The sequence below is a fragment of the Microlunatus sp. GCM10028923 genome (assembly GCF_042666975.1).
Taxonomy (GTDB): Bacteria; Actinomycetota; Actinomycetes; order Propionibacteriales; family Propionibacteriaceae; genus Microlunatus.
The window spans coordinates 332269-345493 of sequence record NZ_JBHTFF010000003.1 but is presented as its reverse complement, the minus strand read 5'-3'; the positions used below and the strand labels follow the sequence as shown (position 1 = coordinate 345493).

At 71.3% G+C, this 13225-nt stretch carries 14 protein-coding genes; 9 read left to right on the top strand and 5 right to left on the bottom strand.

From position 1 onward, the window contains the following. Nucleotides 1-21: 21 nt before the first annotated feature. Nucleotides 22-1230 (top strand): ROK family transcriptional regulator, encoded by a 1209-nt coding sequence (locus tag ACFQU4_RS08795; protein WP_377489723.1) that lies wholly within the window; start codon nt 22-24, stop codon nt 1228-1230. 6 nt (nt 1231-1236) lie between these two features. Here the strand turns inward: ACFQU4_RS08795 and ACFQU4_RS08790 are convergent, their stop codons facing one another. Further along, nucleotides 1237-2355, bottom strand: a complete 1119-nt coding sequence (locus ACFQU4_RS08790; RefSeq protein WP_377489720.1) for a serine hydrolase domain-containing protein — start codon at nt 2353-2355, stop codon at nt 1237-1239. Nucleotides 2356-2527: 172 nt separating this feature from the next. On the opposite strand from ACFQU4_RS08790, the gene ACFQU4_RS08785 reads away from it, so the two are divergent. After that, nucleotides 2528-3877 (top strand): nicotinate phosphoribosyltransferase, encoded by a 1350-nt coding sequence (locus ACFQU4_RS08785; RefSeq protein WP_377490533.1) that lies wholly within the window; start codon nt 2528-2530, stop codon nt 3875-3877. Further along, a complete protein-coding gene (locus tag ACFQU4_RS08780) occupies nt 3874-4440 on the top strand; it encodes an isochorismatase family protein (protein ID WP_377489717.1) in 567 nt (188 codons plus the stop codon). Before ACFQU4_RS08785 ends, ACFQU4_RS08780 begins: the two co-directional genes overlap by 4 nt. Here ACFQU4_RS08780 and ACFQU4_RS08775 read toward each other — a convergent pair. Continuing rightward, on the bottom strand, nt 4437-4994 hold the full coding sequence (locus ACFQU4_RS08775) for a DinB family protein (RefSeq protein WP_377489714.1): 558 nt from the start codon (nt 4992-4994) through the stop codon (nt 4437-4439). The two genes, ACFQU4_RS08780 and ACFQU4_RS08775, sit on opposite strands and share 4 nt — an antisense overlap. Nucleotides 4995-5043: 49 nt before the next feature. On the opposite strand from ACFQU4_RS08775, the gene ACFQU4_RS08770 reads away from it, so the two are divergent. Next, nucleotides 5044-5793: a PIG-L deacetylase family protein gene (locus ACFQU4_RS08770; protein WP_377489711.1), complete on the top strand. Its 750-nt coding sequence runs from the start codon at nt 5044-5046 to the stop codon at nt 5791-5793. 61 nt (nt 5794-5854) lie between these two features. Here the strand turns inward: ACFQU4_RS08770 and ACFQU4_RS08765 are convergent, their stop codons facing one another. After that, nucleotides 5855-7252 (bottom strand): M60 family metallopeptidase, encoded by a 1398-nt coding sequence (locus tag ACFQU4_RS08765; protein WP_377489709.1) that lies wholly within the window; start codon nt 7250-7252, stop codon nt 5855-5857. Between the two features lie 273 nt (nt 7253-7525). Between ACFQU4_RS08765 and ACFQU4_RS08760 the strand changes: the two genes are divergently transcribed. Next, entirely contained in the window at nt 7526-8824 is a 1299-nt protein-coding gene (locus ACFQU4_RS08760) for an AAA family ATPase (RefSeq protein ID WP_377489706.1), read from the top strand. Here ACFQU4_RS08760 and ACFQU4_RS08755 read toward each other — a convergent pair. Continuing rightward, on the bottom strand, nt 8815-9207 hold the full coding sequence (locus ACFQU4_RS08755) for an MmcQ/YjbR family DNA-binding protein (protein ID WP_377489703.1): 393 nt from the start codon (nt 9205-9207) through the stop codon (nt 8815-8817). The genes ACFQU4_RS08760 and ACFQU4_RS08755 overlap by 10 nt on opposite strands. A 129-nt stretch (nt 9208-9336) precedes the next feature. Here ACFQU4_RS08755 and ACFQU4_RS08750 point away from each other — a divergent pair, with 129 nt between their 5' ends. The 4 genes from ACFQU4_RS08750 to ACFQU4_RS08735 all read left to right on the top strand — a co-directional run bounded on the left by ACFQU4_RS08750 (nt 9337) and on the right by ACFQU4_RS08735 (nt 12285). Continuing rightward, nucleotides 9337-9855, top strand: coding sequence for a histidine phosphatase family protein (locus ACFQU4_RS08750; protein ID WP_377489700.1), 519 nt, complete (start codon nt 9337-9339; stop codon nt 9853-9855). 23 nt (nt 9856-9878) lie between these two features. Continuing rightward, nucleotides 9879-10556, top strand: coding sequence for a hypothetical protein (locus tag ACFQU4_RS08745; RefSeq protein ID WP_377489697.1), 678 nt, complete (start codon nt 9879-9881; stop codon nt 10554-10556). A 132-nt stretch (nt 10557-10688) separates the two neighbouring features. Beyond that, nucleotides 10689-11309 (top strand): NAD(P)-dependent oxidoreductase, encoded by a 621-nt coding sequence (locus ACFQU4_RS08740; protein WP_377489694.1) that lies wholly within the window; start codon nt 10689-10691, stop codon nt 11307-11309. Between the two features lie 28 nt (nt 11310-11337). Beyond that, nucleotides 11338-12285 (top strand): cupin domain-containing protein, encoded by a 948-nt coding sequence (locus ACFQU4_RS08735; RefSeq protein ID WP_377489691.1) that lies wholly within the window; start codon nt 11338-11340, stop codon nt 12283-12285. Here the strand turns inward: ACFQU4_RS08735 and ACFQU4_RS08730 are convergent, their stop codons facing one another. Then, nucleotides 12286-13221 (bottom strand): RDD family protein, encoded by a 936-nt coding sequence (locus ACFQU4_RS08730; RefSeq protein ID WP_377489688.1) that lies wholly within the window; start codon nt 13219-13221, stop codon nt 12286-12288. Between the last annotated feature and the right edge of the window lie 4 nt (nt 13222-13225).

Genomic DNA, 13225 nt, shown 5'->3' with positions numbered 1-13225 from the left:
CTGATCATGGAGGGAGGACGGATGCGGGACGACACCGAGCAGGGCGCCTCCCAGGCGCACATCCGGCAGCACAATCGCGTGCTGGCGCTGGCCGCCGTGGCCCAGCACGGCCGGCTCACCCGGGCCGCGCTGTCCGACTCGATGCGGCTGACCAAGCCGGCGGTGAGCCGGATCGCCACCGAGTTGATCACGGCCGGCCTGCTCACCGAGACAGCGGCGGAGGCGAGCAGCCGGCGCGGCCGGCCGACCACCTATCTCACCCTCAGCACCGGTCGCCACCTGTTCGTCGCGGTGGACGTTCGGGTGGACGGCTTGCTGGTGCAGGCGCGCGATCTCAGCGGCGCCGTGCTGGCCGAATCCCGGCACGCCCTCCCCCGGACCCTCGGCGCCGATCGCTCGGTCGAGTTGATCTCCGGCCAGATCGAGGCGCTCTGCACCGACCTCGGCCGGCGACCGGACGGGATCGGGCTGGCCGTGGGCGCCGGCGTCGACCCCGCCGGCCGGATGATCACCAGTTCGCCGTACCGGCCCTGGCGGGACGTCCCGCTGCCGGAGTTGATCAAGGAACGGCTGGGCTACGACCCGGGCCCGGTGGCGATGCGGGACGTCTCCACCTGTGCCGCGCTGGGCAACTGGCAGGAGATCGCCGCCGACCCGCTGGTGACCAGCCTGGCCCACATCCAGATCGGCATCGGGGCCGGCGGCGGCCTGGTCCGGCGCGGCGCGACCCTGCCCCGGGTCAGCTCGCTGACCATCTCGCACCTGCCGATGCAGGCGGACGGACCGCCCTGCGCCTGTGGCGCCCGTGGCTGCCTCGATGCCGTGGCCGGGTTCGATGCGCTGGTCCGGCACGCCGAGCCGACCGGCCTGCGCCCGCGGCAGGGCGCCCGCATGCTGGAGCGCTATTGTGCCGCCCTGCTCCGGCTCGCCGACGACGGCGATCCGGCCGCCCGGCGGGCGATCACCGAGACCGCGGGCTGGTTCGCCCGGGCCGCCGCGATGGTGATCAACATCGTGCGGCCGGACCGGATCACCTACGGCGGCTACCCGCTGCTGCTGGGACCCCTGTTCCGGGAACGCTTCCTGGCCGTCGCCGGTGATCATGCGCCGGCGGTGTCGACCCAGCTGACCGAGACCCGGGTCGGCGACGGCGCGTCGGTGACCGGCGCGTTCTGGCTGGCGCTCGGCGAGTTCCTGGCCGAACCGTTCCCGGTCGGAACCCTGGCCTGACCCGGCTCAGCCCGCGACGGCGGCCGCGAACACCTCGGCCGGGAACCTCCCCCACATCCCTTCCAGGGCGGTGTTCGTGCAGCTCACGATCGTGATCCCGCGTTCGAGGTCGACCGCCCAGCTGTGCCCGAACACGCCGCCCCAGCTGATCGAGCCGGCCGACAGCGGCGAGCCCTCCGCGGCCGGGTCGATGATCACCGACCAGCCGCGGCCGAACCCGCCGGTGACTCCGGGCGCCACCTCGCGGGCGATCCGGGACGGCAGCATCCCGGCCACCGTCTCGGCGGCGAGGATCGGGCCGCCGCCGGTCCGGATCGCCTCCAGGAACGACAACAGGTCGCCGGCCGGGCCGGCCATTCCGGCACCGCCGGCCGGGAACTGGCCCGCGTCGAGGATCCGCTCCGGCGACATCCGGAGCACGCCCAGGTCGCCGAACGGGACCGGGTTCGCCTCCAGCAGCCGGACCGGCTCCGGCACGCCGTCCGCGTACGGAGTCGCCAGCCGTTCGCCGCTCTCGACGGCGAACCGGGCCGACAGCCCCAGCGGGCCGGTGATCAACTCGGCCACGACATCCGGCAGCGGCCGGCCGGTGGCCGATTCGATCACGGCCCCGAGGACGTCGTAGCCGACCGAATAGGCCCACTCCGTGCCGGGCTCGAACAGCAGCGGGACCCGGGCGATCCGGGCGAGGTTGTCGGCCAGGGTCAGCGTGGTCCGGTCCAGACCGTCGGAGATGCCGGCCGCCGGGTAGTCGCCGGTCGGGTCGCCGAAGCCGTACCGCAGGCCCGACGTGTGCAACAGCAGCTGGTCGACGGTGAGCTCGGGCCGGGTGCCGTCGGCGAGCGCCGGCCGGAAGTCGGGCAGCCAGCGGGTGATCGGGCTGGTCAGGTCGAGGACACCGCGCTCGACCAGGGCCATCGTGGTCGCGGCGGTGATCGGTTTGGTCAGCGACGACCAGCGGAACCAGGTCTCCTCGGTCATCGGCCGGCCGGTCTCCCGATCGGCGAGCCCGGCCGCGCGCCGGTACGCGAGCTCCCCGTCCTCAGCGATCAGCACCACCGTGCCGACGATCCGCCGCTCCGCCAGCGCAGCGTCGATCGCCGCATCCACCGCGTCCCAGCTCATCCGGAGTCCTCTCGGGTCGACCGCGAAGGGACCTGCGGCCCTCCCGTGGTCTGGCTCAACCTCGCGGCCACGAGCGGCATTCCCGGCCGTCGCCGGATCGGAGCCGTAGGCTGGCCAGGTGGCAGCGGAACACGACCCGGCCGAGATCACGCCGAGCTGGGGACCGAGCGAAGTGCCGACCACGGCACTGCTCACCGACCATTACGAACTGACCATGCTCCGCGCCGCCCTGCGCAACGGGACGGCCTTGCGGCGCAGCGTCTTCGAGCTGTTCCCGCGGCGGCTACCGCCCGGTCGCCGGTACGGCGTCGTGGCCGGGGTCGGCCGGGCGCTGCGCGCACTGCGGCACTTCCGGTTCGACGACGAGACGATCCGGTTCCTGATCGACCGCGACGTGGTGGATTCCGAGACCGCCGACTGGCTGGCCGGCTACCGGTTCGCCGGATCGATCTGGGGCTACCCGGAGGGCGAGATCTACCTGCCCGGTTCGCCGCTGCTGGTGGTCGACGGCACCTTCGCCGAAGGCGTACTGCTGGAGACCGTGCTGCTCAGCATCTACAACCACGACTCGGCGATCGCGTCGGCGGCATCCCGGATGACGGTGACCGCGGGCGACCGGCCGTGCATCGAGATGGGTTCCCGCCGGACCCAGGAACTGGCCGCGGTCGGGGCCGCCCGGGCCGCCTACATCGCCGGCTTCCAGGCCACCTCCAACCTCGAGGCCGGGCGGCGGTACGGGGTGCCGACGACCGGGACCGCGGCCCACTCGTTCACCCTGCTGCACGACACCGAGGAGGCCGCCTTCGCGGCCCAGCTGGCGGCGATGGGCGAGCAGACCACGCTCCTGGTGGACACCTACGACGTCTTCGAGGCGGTACGGACCGGAGTGCGGCTCACCCAGGGCCGGCTGGGCGCCGTGCGCCTCGACTCCGGCGATCTCGGGCTGCTGGCGAAGCAGGTCCGCGAGCTGCTGGACTCGCTCGGCGCGACCCGGACCAAGATCATCGTGACCAGCGACCTGGACGAGTTCACCATCGCGACCCTGTCCGGCGCGCCGGTCGACGGCTACGGCGTCGGCACCGCCCTGGTCACCGGCAGCGGGCACCCGACCTGCGGCTTCGTCTACAAGCTGGTGGCCCGGGCAGGCTCGGCCGACCGCGATGCCGAGCTGGTCAGCGTCGCCAAGAAGAGCACCGACAAGATCAGCGTCGGCGGCCGCAAGTTCGCCCTGCGCCGGCTGGACCGGGCCGGGGTGGCGGAGGCCGAGGTGATCGGGATCGGCGAGCCGCCGGAGGGCGACGAGAACGACCGGCCGCTGCTGACGCAGTTCGTCGATCATGGCGAGATCGTCGGCGAGGAGCCGTTGTCGGCCGCCCGGGAGCGGCACTTCCGGTCCCGCGCCGAGCTGCCGATCGAAGCGTTGAAGATGTCCCGCGGCGAGCCGGTGATCGAGACCCGTTATCTCGATCATGGTGAGGACGCCGCGAATCCGTACCGGACCGGGAAGGGAAGTCGATCATGAGCACGGCACTGATCGTCGTCGACGTACAACGGGACTTCTGTGAGGGCGGCTCGCTGGCCGTCACCGGCGGCGCCGCCGTCGCGAGCAGGATCAGCGCCCTGTTGCAGGGCGGGCACGGCTACGACCACGTCGTGGCGACCCGTGATCACCACATCGATCCCGGTGATCATTTCTCGGAACAGCCCGACTTCGTCGACTCCTGGCCGCCGCACTGCGTGGTCGGCACCCCGGGCGTCGAGTTCCATGATCAACTGACGTTCCGCGACTTCGCGGCCGTGTTCGACAAGGGTGAGTACGCCGCCGCCTACTCCGGCTTCGAGGGCCGCTCCGCCGACGGCAAGGTGCTGGCCGCCTGGCTGACCGAGCACCACGTCACCCAGGTCGACGTCTGCGGCATCGCCACCGACTACTGCGTCCGCGCCACCGCCCTGGACGCCCGCTCCAACGGCCTGGACACCCGGGTGCTGCTCGACCTGACCGCCGCCGTCGCCCCGGACCGCTGGCCCGCGGCGAAGGCCGCCCTGGACGACGCCGGCGTCACGTTCACCGGCGACCTCGGCTAGCCGTCGTCACGCCAGGCGTACAGGTCGCGCAGCAGGCTGACCTCGGCACCGTGGTGGATCACCTCACGGTGAATGTGCAGGACGAACTTCGCCATCGGCGCTTCGGCGAACAGCTGCGGCCGGCCCTGCCGCAGCCCGAGTCCCGGCCCGCCGATGCCGCGGAGGTCCGCCAGCCACGCCGCGTAGCCCTCGTCGAGCGCGCCCAGCGCCCCGCTGGCCGTACCGGGAAAGCCGACCACCGGATGATCGGCCCGCGGGCTCTCGAAATGCGGCTGGTCCGGCGGACCGAACACGTCGATCAGGTGGGCCAGCCGCCAGGCGATCGTGGTCACCGGCTCCCGCTCATACGGCGGCGGGCTGTAGTCCATGACGAACTCACCGTCACCGATCGGCGACGTCGTCGGGCTGGCGCCGCGCCGGTTCAGCGTCCAGCAGCCACGGACCGGCTCCCAGAAGAACTCGTCGTCGGTCAGCCCGTCCAGCCGCGGCCGGAGTTGCTGCTGCCAGTGCGTTTCGAGTTGATCAACGAGCTCGGCGTTCCAGTCGACGTCCACCCCAAGACCCTAGACCGACCCGACTCCGAAAGGCGTGATGATGCCTGCCTTGCCCGAACTTCCGCTGCCGAACGGTGCAAGATCACGAATCGCCGCGATCTTCGCCCACCCCGATGACGAGTCCTACTTCGCCGGTGCCACCCTGGCCGACTACGCTCGCGCCGGCTGCGAGGTCCGCCTCGCCACACTCACCGGCGGTGAGGTGTTCGGCCCGATCCGGTTGCGGCAGTACGCTCTCGCCGGCGCGGCGCTGGGTGCCTCCGACTCACAGCTGTTGCGGCCCGGGACCTGGCAGGACCTCGGGAACTCGGGAGCGGCGGGTTCACTGTCCGCCGCGCCGCTGGCCGAGCTGTCCGACGCCATCGCCGAGTTCGCGGCGGAAGTCAGTCCGGACCTCATGATCATCAACGACGCCGACGGGGTGACGGGCCATCCCGACCACCTCCGAGTGCACGAGGCAGCCTTGGCCGCCCGCGGGTCGGTGCCCGTGGTCCTCGCCGGTTGCGTCCGCGCCGCGGACGTCGAAGCCGCGACCCTCCGGCTCGGCGAGCTCGCGCCCGGCGCCAAGATCGGATCCGGTGGGATTCGCGGAGTCCCGGCCGACGCCGAGCTGGTCGAGGTCGCTCCTTCCTCGTCCGCAAGGCGTTCTCGGGCCGCCGCGCTGGACGTCTACCATCCCGGACTCGGGACCTCGGCGTTGGAAGAGCTGACCGATCCTGGCGCCGGCGTGCACGACGGGGTGGTCCTGCGAGCGATCGCCGAAGCGGCCGCCCATCGTGAATTCTTCCGGCGGCTCTGAGTTCTCACCCAGAGCCGCGTGTCGGCTGACCTCGCCGGGAATCACGAGCCACTCGACTTGATCACCGCGACGCGGGGGCTTCGACGTTGCTCTCCCGCAGCGCGGTCAGGTCTACCGGCGGAGACCCGAGGTCGAGGGCGGCGATCTTGGCCCGGGTCTCGTCGGTCACGGTGACGCCCCACTCGTCCCAGAAGTCGGCCAGGTCGACGCCGGCGGCCACGCTGGTGCTGTAGACCACGTTCTGCCACCGCGCGGCGTCGTCCGGTGCCGGCAGGTCCTTGTCGCGGACCACGTCGTGCCAGCGGGTGATCATCTTCTCGCCGTAGGCCAGCCGCAGCTGCTCGAACGGGATGATCTTGACGAAGACGTTCAGGTCGACGTACGAGCCGATTCCTTGATCAAGAGCTGCCATCGCGTCGTCCCAGTACGAGGTGCCGCCGGAGTTCACCACCCGGAGCCGCGGCCGCTGACCGTACTGCTCGAAATCCCGTTGTACGGCGAGCGAGTAGATGTTGACCGATACCTCGACCAGATCGCCCGGATTGACCGGCGTGCGCTGATGCTGATGGCCGACCTCGTGGTACGGACCCCAGCCGTCGGTGCGCAACCCTTCGACGGTGAGCAGCTTCGACTGGATCGGCGGCGGATAGGCGGTGAAGGACGTGGTGGCGTACGCGCCGACGCCGTCGATCGCCCCGGGATACCCGACCAGGTGGTGCGGCCCGGCCGGGCGGGCGGCGGGGCCGCTGTCGTCGTAGCCGGCCAGCCGGTCCTCGATCTCGATCACCCGGTCCAGGGTGCGCAGCAGATCGGCGTGGTTCTCGTTGCGATAGAGCAGCACCTGGTCCCGCTGGAAGGTCATCATCGAACGCGCACCGTACAGCTCGACGAAGGGAGCGGTACGTTGATCAAGTTCCTGCTGGAACTGCTCTTCCGAGGTCGCGCCGAGGGTGAAGGTGGCCATCGGCTGCGCCGCGTCACCGAGCGTGAGGGTGGCGGTGCTCGGCTCCGCGGTCCGGGCCGGATAGCTGACGTAGATCACGCCGCCCTCCGAGTCCGAAACCGTGGTGGATCCCCGCTTCAGCTGGGTGTAGCGCGGGTCGAGAACGCGCTCGTACCACGGCGTCTCAGGCGTCGCGTCGGGATCGACCTGGGTCGCCGGCGCACCGATGGCGATCTGAGGCAGCCCGTTCGGATCACCGGCGTCCACGCCGGCGAGCGTGACGGTGAGGTCGGTGTCCGGCGGCAGGTAGAGCTTGGTCGGCTGCAGGTCGGTGCCGGGCGCGATGGCCAGCTTGAGCCGGGCCGCATCGTCGGCCGCGGCCGTCCGGGTGGTGATCTTCAGTTCAGTCGCCGCGGTGTCCTCCGCGACGGCGGCCGGTGCTCCGGCGGTGACGGTCGCGCAGGCGGCGGCCACCAGCAGGGCGAGCACGGTCCGGGGGCGGGACGAGAACATCATCGTTGGGGTCCTATCTGCTCCGCATGCAGGTCACGACGCGGGCCGTTAATCGATTAACACGCGCCGCGGAACACGCTAACAAGATGCCCGGCCGACCACAAGGGTCTGGATCATGATCATCAGTCGCCCCTCCGGAAATTCCTTTGTACGCCGACGAACGACTCCCTATCCCGGAACGTTCGCGTCAAACGACCGGCACCAAGGAACGCCCTGTCCGTTCGCGGAGCGGAGCGGGGGTTAAGGGGGGCGCCCCCTTGCCAAACGAAGGGACCCATGGACGACATCTCGATGCAGTCGCGGCTGCTCGGCGAACCGCACGACGTGCGGCGAGCGCTGCAACTGCTCGGCGAGCTGCTCACCGACACGGCGTCGATCACCGAATCGCCCGAGTCGTTCGTCTGGCGCGCCCTCGGCGCCCAGCCGACCTCGCTCGCCTGCGAGTCGATCACGACGACGGCCTGGGCCGGCATCTCGCTCTCGGCCGCGTTCAACGACCTGATCCTGAAGCACGATCCGCGGCTCGGTCCGTCGGTGAGCGACGAGGCCCCGACCTGGACCCAGTTCGACATCGACGGCGAGACCCTGTCCCTGCCGTCCGCCACGGCGGCCCACTTCCCGGCCGGCACGGTCTCGTCGGCACCTCTGGTCGTGCAGATCGAGCGCGAGGACTACGGCTCCTACTCCTGGTTCCTCCGGGTGTTCGCCGATCCGGCGCACCGGGCCGAGGCGCGCGCCCTGCTCGACGAGCTGAACCGCACCGCCGTCGAGGACAAGAACTTCTACCGCGGCCGGATGGTCGGTGTCGATCATGCGATGGGGCTGCAGTGGAAGATCCTCGACCCGCCGCTGCTCCGCCGCCAGGATCTGATCATCAAGCCCGACGTCTGGACCGAGCTCGATCTCAACCTGGCCGCCCTGACCGACCGGGCCGCCGTGATGCGCGAGCACGGCTTCCCCACCCGCCGCGGTGTGCTGATCGCCGGGCCGCCCGGCGTCGGCAAGAGCGCCGTCGCCCGGGTGATCGCCGGCGAGCTGGTCGGCCGGTTCACCGTGATCGTCGTCGACGCCCGCGCCGGGGCCAACGCACTGCGTGACGTCTACCGGGAGACCGAGCGGTTCGGCCCGGCCTTGATCATCCTGGAGGACATCGACCTCTACCTCGGCGACCGCCGGCAGGGCGATCGCGGTTCGGCGCTGGCCGACTTCCTCTCGGTGATGGACGGTGCCGAGGAGTACGAGGAGGTGATCACCATCGCCTCGACCAACGATCCCGGCGCGCTCGACGCGGCCGCGATCCGGAGCGCCCGGTTCGATTCGATCATCACCCTCGGCTACCCCGACCAGGCCGACCGGGCCCGGATCCTCACCCGCTATCTGGCCGGGCTCGACCCGCTGGTCGACGTCGACGCGATCGCCGCGCTGCTGCCGGACAACGTGTCCGGTGCCGATCTCCGCGAGATCGTCCGGCGGGCCCTGCTCGCGTACGGGGAAGAGCTGACCACCGACCGGCTCCGGACCGTGGTCAAGGACGGCCGCTGGCAGCCCGAGCCGCTACAGGGCAGCTACCTCTGATCCTGATCATTGAGCTGCTCCAGCACCCGCTTGGGAGCGACGGTCCGGAACGCATCCAGGCAGATCGCGTCCAGCTCGCCCTGGTCGATGTCGATCAGGTGGACGCCGAGCCAACCGCGGTGCCCGACGTACGGCGGCACGAAGAACCGGTCCGGCTCGGTGTCCACCTGATCCGCCTGCACCCCCGGCGGAGCGGCACACCAGATCGCCAGCCGCCCGTCCCCGTGATGATCATCGAGAAACATCACGAAGCACTTCTTGTCCTTGATGAAGAACGCCGGCCCGCCGTGACTCGGCCGCTCCGACGACTCCGGCAACCCGAGACAGGCCGCCCGGACAGCGGCCAGCGCACGATCGACATCCCCGTCGGTGTAGGTAGCCATGCCGCCCATTCTGCCTGTCGCCAAACCGCTGCCGGCGAAGCGCTGGAGCCGATTCCCACGTTGAACCGATCGAGTTCAAGAGCTTTGGCGACACCGCCCCGAGAACGCGCGCGGCGTTAGGCTGCGGGGATGCCGAACCGGGTCATGTTGGTCCGCCACGCGGCGCCGGTGAGCCAGGCCGGTCTCGATCCGGGCGCATGGCCGCTGAGCCCGGCCGGGCGGCGCGCCGCCGCCGAACTCCGCTCGCGCATTCCGGCCGACGCCACCCTCGCCGCCAGTACCGAGACGAAGGCGATCGAGACCCTGTGCCTCGCTGCCGGCCGCACCGCCGACGAACTTCACCTCGATCACCGCTTCGGCGAGGTCGTGCGCCCCGGAGAGCCGTTCGACGATGATCATCGGAGCCGACGGCTGGCCTGGGTGATCGGCCGGCCGGACGGGCGTCACCGCAGCTGGGAGACCCCCGAGCAGGCGGCCGCCCGGTTCCAGGCCGGACTTGATGATCTTCACGGCGACGTGGTGGTGGCCACGCACGGGATGGTGCTCACGGCCTGGTTGGTGGCCCGCGGGGTCGTCGCCGCCGGGGCCGCGGCCGGCTCGTTCTGGACGGGACTCGCCTTCCCGGACGTGATCGCGACCGAACGCTGACCCGCGGCGGCTACCCTGGCCCCGTGGTCGATTCCTGGCTGACCGGGTTGTTGGACGACGCGTCCGCGCGGATCGAGCCTGCCAAGATCACGGAGAACGGGCTGCTGGGCTCGGTGGTCGTGCCGGACGACCGGCTGGCCGCTGTCGATCGAGGTCTGGACGGACCCGATCCGGTGCCGTGCCGGGTGATCAACACCGGCGGGGCCGGCGGGCTGCTGGCGTTGTCCCGGCGGCGGTTCGAGCGGCTCCGGGTCACCGGCGTCCGGACCGGGTTGCGGGATCTCGACGACTTGGCGGGCGCGGCGGCCAGGGTTGCCGTGGCGGCCCGCGAGCTGGATCCCGACCTCCTGGTCATGATCGAGATCCCGGACGCGCCCGGCTGGCAGCGGGCGGTCGAGACGGCCGAGCTGGAGGGACTCTCGGCAGCGGTCCGCGACGACGGCGATCCGGCGCCCCGGCTCGAGGCGTTGATCGAGGCCGATGTCCCGTTCGTGATCACCGGGCCGGTCGGCACCGCCGACCGGGTCGTCGAGTTGATCATGATCATCGCGGGGATCGTGGACGGAACAGTACCGGCCGACGGGCCGCCGGACCCGGACCAGGGCCGCCGGATCCGGCGCCGGCTGCTCGGGATCGAGGTCGAGTCGCCGGCCGCGGTCGCGCAGCAGCTGGCCGACCGCGGCTGGCCCCTCGACCACTGACGCAACCCCATACGCGCTCGACCTCTGAGCCGAGACGATCACGCATGCCGCCGAGACTCAGAACGATGGTCCCAACGCTCCGCAAACCGTGTACTGGAGACACCAAGCCAGACACACACCAAGGAGCAGGTCATGAACATCACCGTCATCGGAGCCACCGGAACCGTCGGCCGACTGGTCGTCGAGCAGGCGCTCGACGCGGGTCACGCCGTCACCGCCGTGACCCGGGACCGCACCAAGATCACCCTCCGGGCCGAGCGGCTCACCGTCGTCGAGGCCGACCCGCTCGACCCCGACCAACTCACCCCCGCGCTGACCGGTACGGAGGCCGTGATCGTCGCGCTCGGCGCCGGCGCGAAGGGCGGGGTCCGCGCCGCCGGCACGATCGCGGTGATCGAGGCGATGCGCCGGGCCGGCGTCCGCCGGCTGATCTGCCAGTCCACCCTCGGCACCGGCGACAGCCGGCCGCACCTGACCTTCTGGTGGCGCTACATCATGTTCGGGCTGCTGCTGCGCAAGGCGTACGCCGACCACGAACTCCAGGAGGCCGCGGTACGCACGAGCGGCCTGGACTGGACGATCGTCCGGCCGGCCGCCTTCACCGACGGCCCGCGGACCGGGATCTATCAGCACGACTTCGACACCCGGGCCGGCCTCACCCTGAAGATCTCCCGGGCCGACGTCGCCGACTTCCTGATCGGCCGGTTGACCGACGAATCCTCGCTGCACAAGGCGCCCGGACTATCGTACTGATCAACTCCCACCAGGAACGGTGATCATCATGGACATGCTCGACGGATTGCTGGACGGGCCGCGGGCCCGGAGCGCGTTCCTGTTGCGGTCGATCATGAGCCCGCCCTGGTCGATCCGGATCGAGGACGAGTCGCCGCTCACGGTGGTCACCCCGATCGACGGCTGGGCCTGGATCGTGCCGCCCGACGGCGACGCGATCCGGCTGGTACCGGGCGACATCGCGGTGGCGACCGGCGGCGGCCACTACACGGTCGCCGACCATCCGGACACCGAACCGTCGGTGATCGTCTACCCGGGCCAGCGGTGCACCAGCGCCGCCGACGGCAGGTCCCTGGTGGACGAGTGGAACCTCGGCATCCGGACCTGGGGCGAGCACGCCGACGGTGCGACGGTGCTGCTCACCGCGAGCTACGAACGCGCCGGCGAGGTCAGCCGGGCTCTGCTGGCGGCGCTGCCGGCGCTGCTCGCGGTCCGCCGCGAGGAATGGGATTCACCCCTGGTCTCGTTGATCGCGCACGAATCGAACCGGGACGGCCCGGGCCAGCGGGCCATGCTGGACCGGCTGCTGGACGGGCTGGTGATCGCCGTCCTGCGCACCTGGTTCGGCCGGCAGCGGGACAAGGCCCCGGCCTGGTACCGCGCGCAGGGTGATCCGGTGGTCGGCAAGGCGCTGCGGCTGCTCCAACACGCGCCGGAACACCCGTGGACGGTGGCCGCGCTGGCCAAGGAGGTCGGGGTCTCCCGGGCGGTGCTGGCCCGCCGGTTCTCCGACCTGGTCGGCGAGCCGCCGATGGCGTACCTGACGGGCTGGCGACTGGCCCTCGCCGCCGACCTGGTCTGCCAGCCGGACCTGACCCTGGAGACCGTCGCGCGCCAGGTCGGCTACGCGACGGCGTTCGCCCTGAGCGCCGCCTTCAAGCGGGAACGCGGGATCAGCCCGCAACAGCACCGGCAGCTCGCGGCGGCTGCTTCCTGATCATGCCCCGGGTGTCTTCTTGATCACCTGGGTTCCGGCGGCGAGATCGTGCAGCGCCTGCTTCTTGGGATGACCGAGCGGCACCAGGACGTCGATCAACTGGAAGATCGACAGGATCGCCGCGACTCCGGGCAGCACCCAGATCAGGGTCCGCAAGATCACCGCGCGCCAGGGCAGCTGTCCGGCGAACCGGCCCTGATCGAGCGGCACCACCCGCAGCCCGACGACCAGCTTGCCCGGCGTCGCGCCGCGCCAGCGCAGGAAGAAGCCGTGGTAGAGCAGGCCGACGCCGACCGCGATCACGGTCAGCAGCATTTGATCACCGGGCGGCAGCAGCCGCGTGGTATCGGTCATCGGCATGATCCGGCCCTGCTCGGCCGCCCGCATCGACTCCTCGAACAGCGCCTGCAGCGCCGGCACCATCCGCAGATAGATCGGGATCGAGACCAGGCCGGAGATCACCGTGAAGATCAGCCAGTCGATCACCGCGGCCAGCACCCGGTACCACCAGCCGGAGACCTCGACCCCGTCGGCGGTACGCAACGCGGGCTGACCGCCGGGCGGCGTCCCGTACGGCTGCGGCATTCCGTACGGCTGCGGCATTCCGGGCTGGGGCATTCCCGGCTGGGGCGGCTGACCCTGCTGAGGCGGCATCCCCTGCTGGGGCGGGTAGCCCTGCTGCTGCGGCGGCTGGCCGGGCTGCTGCGGGTAACCCTGTTGGGGCGGATAGCCCTGCGGCGGCAGGCCCGGACCCGGAACGCCGGGCTGCGGCGCGGGCGGCGGCGGAGCCTCGGCCTCGCGGATGTTCCGCGACCACTGCCAGCCGTCCCAGTAGCGCTCCCGCGCCGGATCGACCGGATCCGGGTACCAGCCGCCGGGCGCCGCGTGGCGGCCGGGCGGGACGGGCGGGGAGCCGACCGGGATGTCATTACTCACGCGC

What these genes read in the sequence shown, in the direction of transcription:
- ACFQU4_RS08795 (WP_377489723.1), top strand. Translation starts at nt 22, where the DNA reads ATGCGGGACGACACCGAGCAGGGCGCCTCCCAGGCGCACATCCGGCAG.
- ACFQU4_RS08790 (WP_377489720.1), bottom strand. Translation starts at nt 2,355, where the DNA reads ATGAGCTGGGACGCGGTGGATGCGGCGATCGACGCTGCGCTGGCGGAG.
- ACFQU4_RS08780 (WP_377489717.1), top strand. Translation starts at nt 3,874, where the DNA reads ATGAGCACGGCACTGATCGTCGTCGACGTACAACGGGACTTCTGTGAG.
- ACFQU4_RS08765 (WP_377489709.1), bottom strand. Translation starts at nt 7,252, where the DNA reads ATGATGTTCTCGTCCCGCCCCCGGACCGTGCTCGCCCTGCTGGTGGCC.
- ACFQU4_RS08760 (WP_377489706.1), top strand. Translation starts at nt 7,526, where the DNA reads ATGGACGACATCTCGATGCAGTCGCGGCTGCTCGGCGAACCGCACGAC.
- ACFQU4_RS08755 (WP_377489703.1), bottom strand. Translation starts at nt 9,207, where the DNA reads ATGGCTACCTACACCGACGGGGATGTCGATCGTGCGCTGGCCGCTGTC.
- ACFQU4_RS08750 (WP_377489700.1), top strand. Translation starts at nt 9,337, where the DNA reads ATGCCGAACCGGGTCATGTTGGTCCGCCACGCGGCGCCGGTGAGCCAG.
- ACFQU4_RS08740 (WP_377489694.1), top strand. Translation starts at nt 10,689, where the DNA reads ATGAACATCACCGTCATCGGAGCCACCGGAACCGTCGGCCGACTGGTC.
- ACFQU4_RS08735 (WP_377489691.1), top strand. Translation starts at nt 11,338, where the DNA reads ATGGACATGCTCGACGGATTGCTGGACGGGCCGCGGGCCCGGAGCGCG.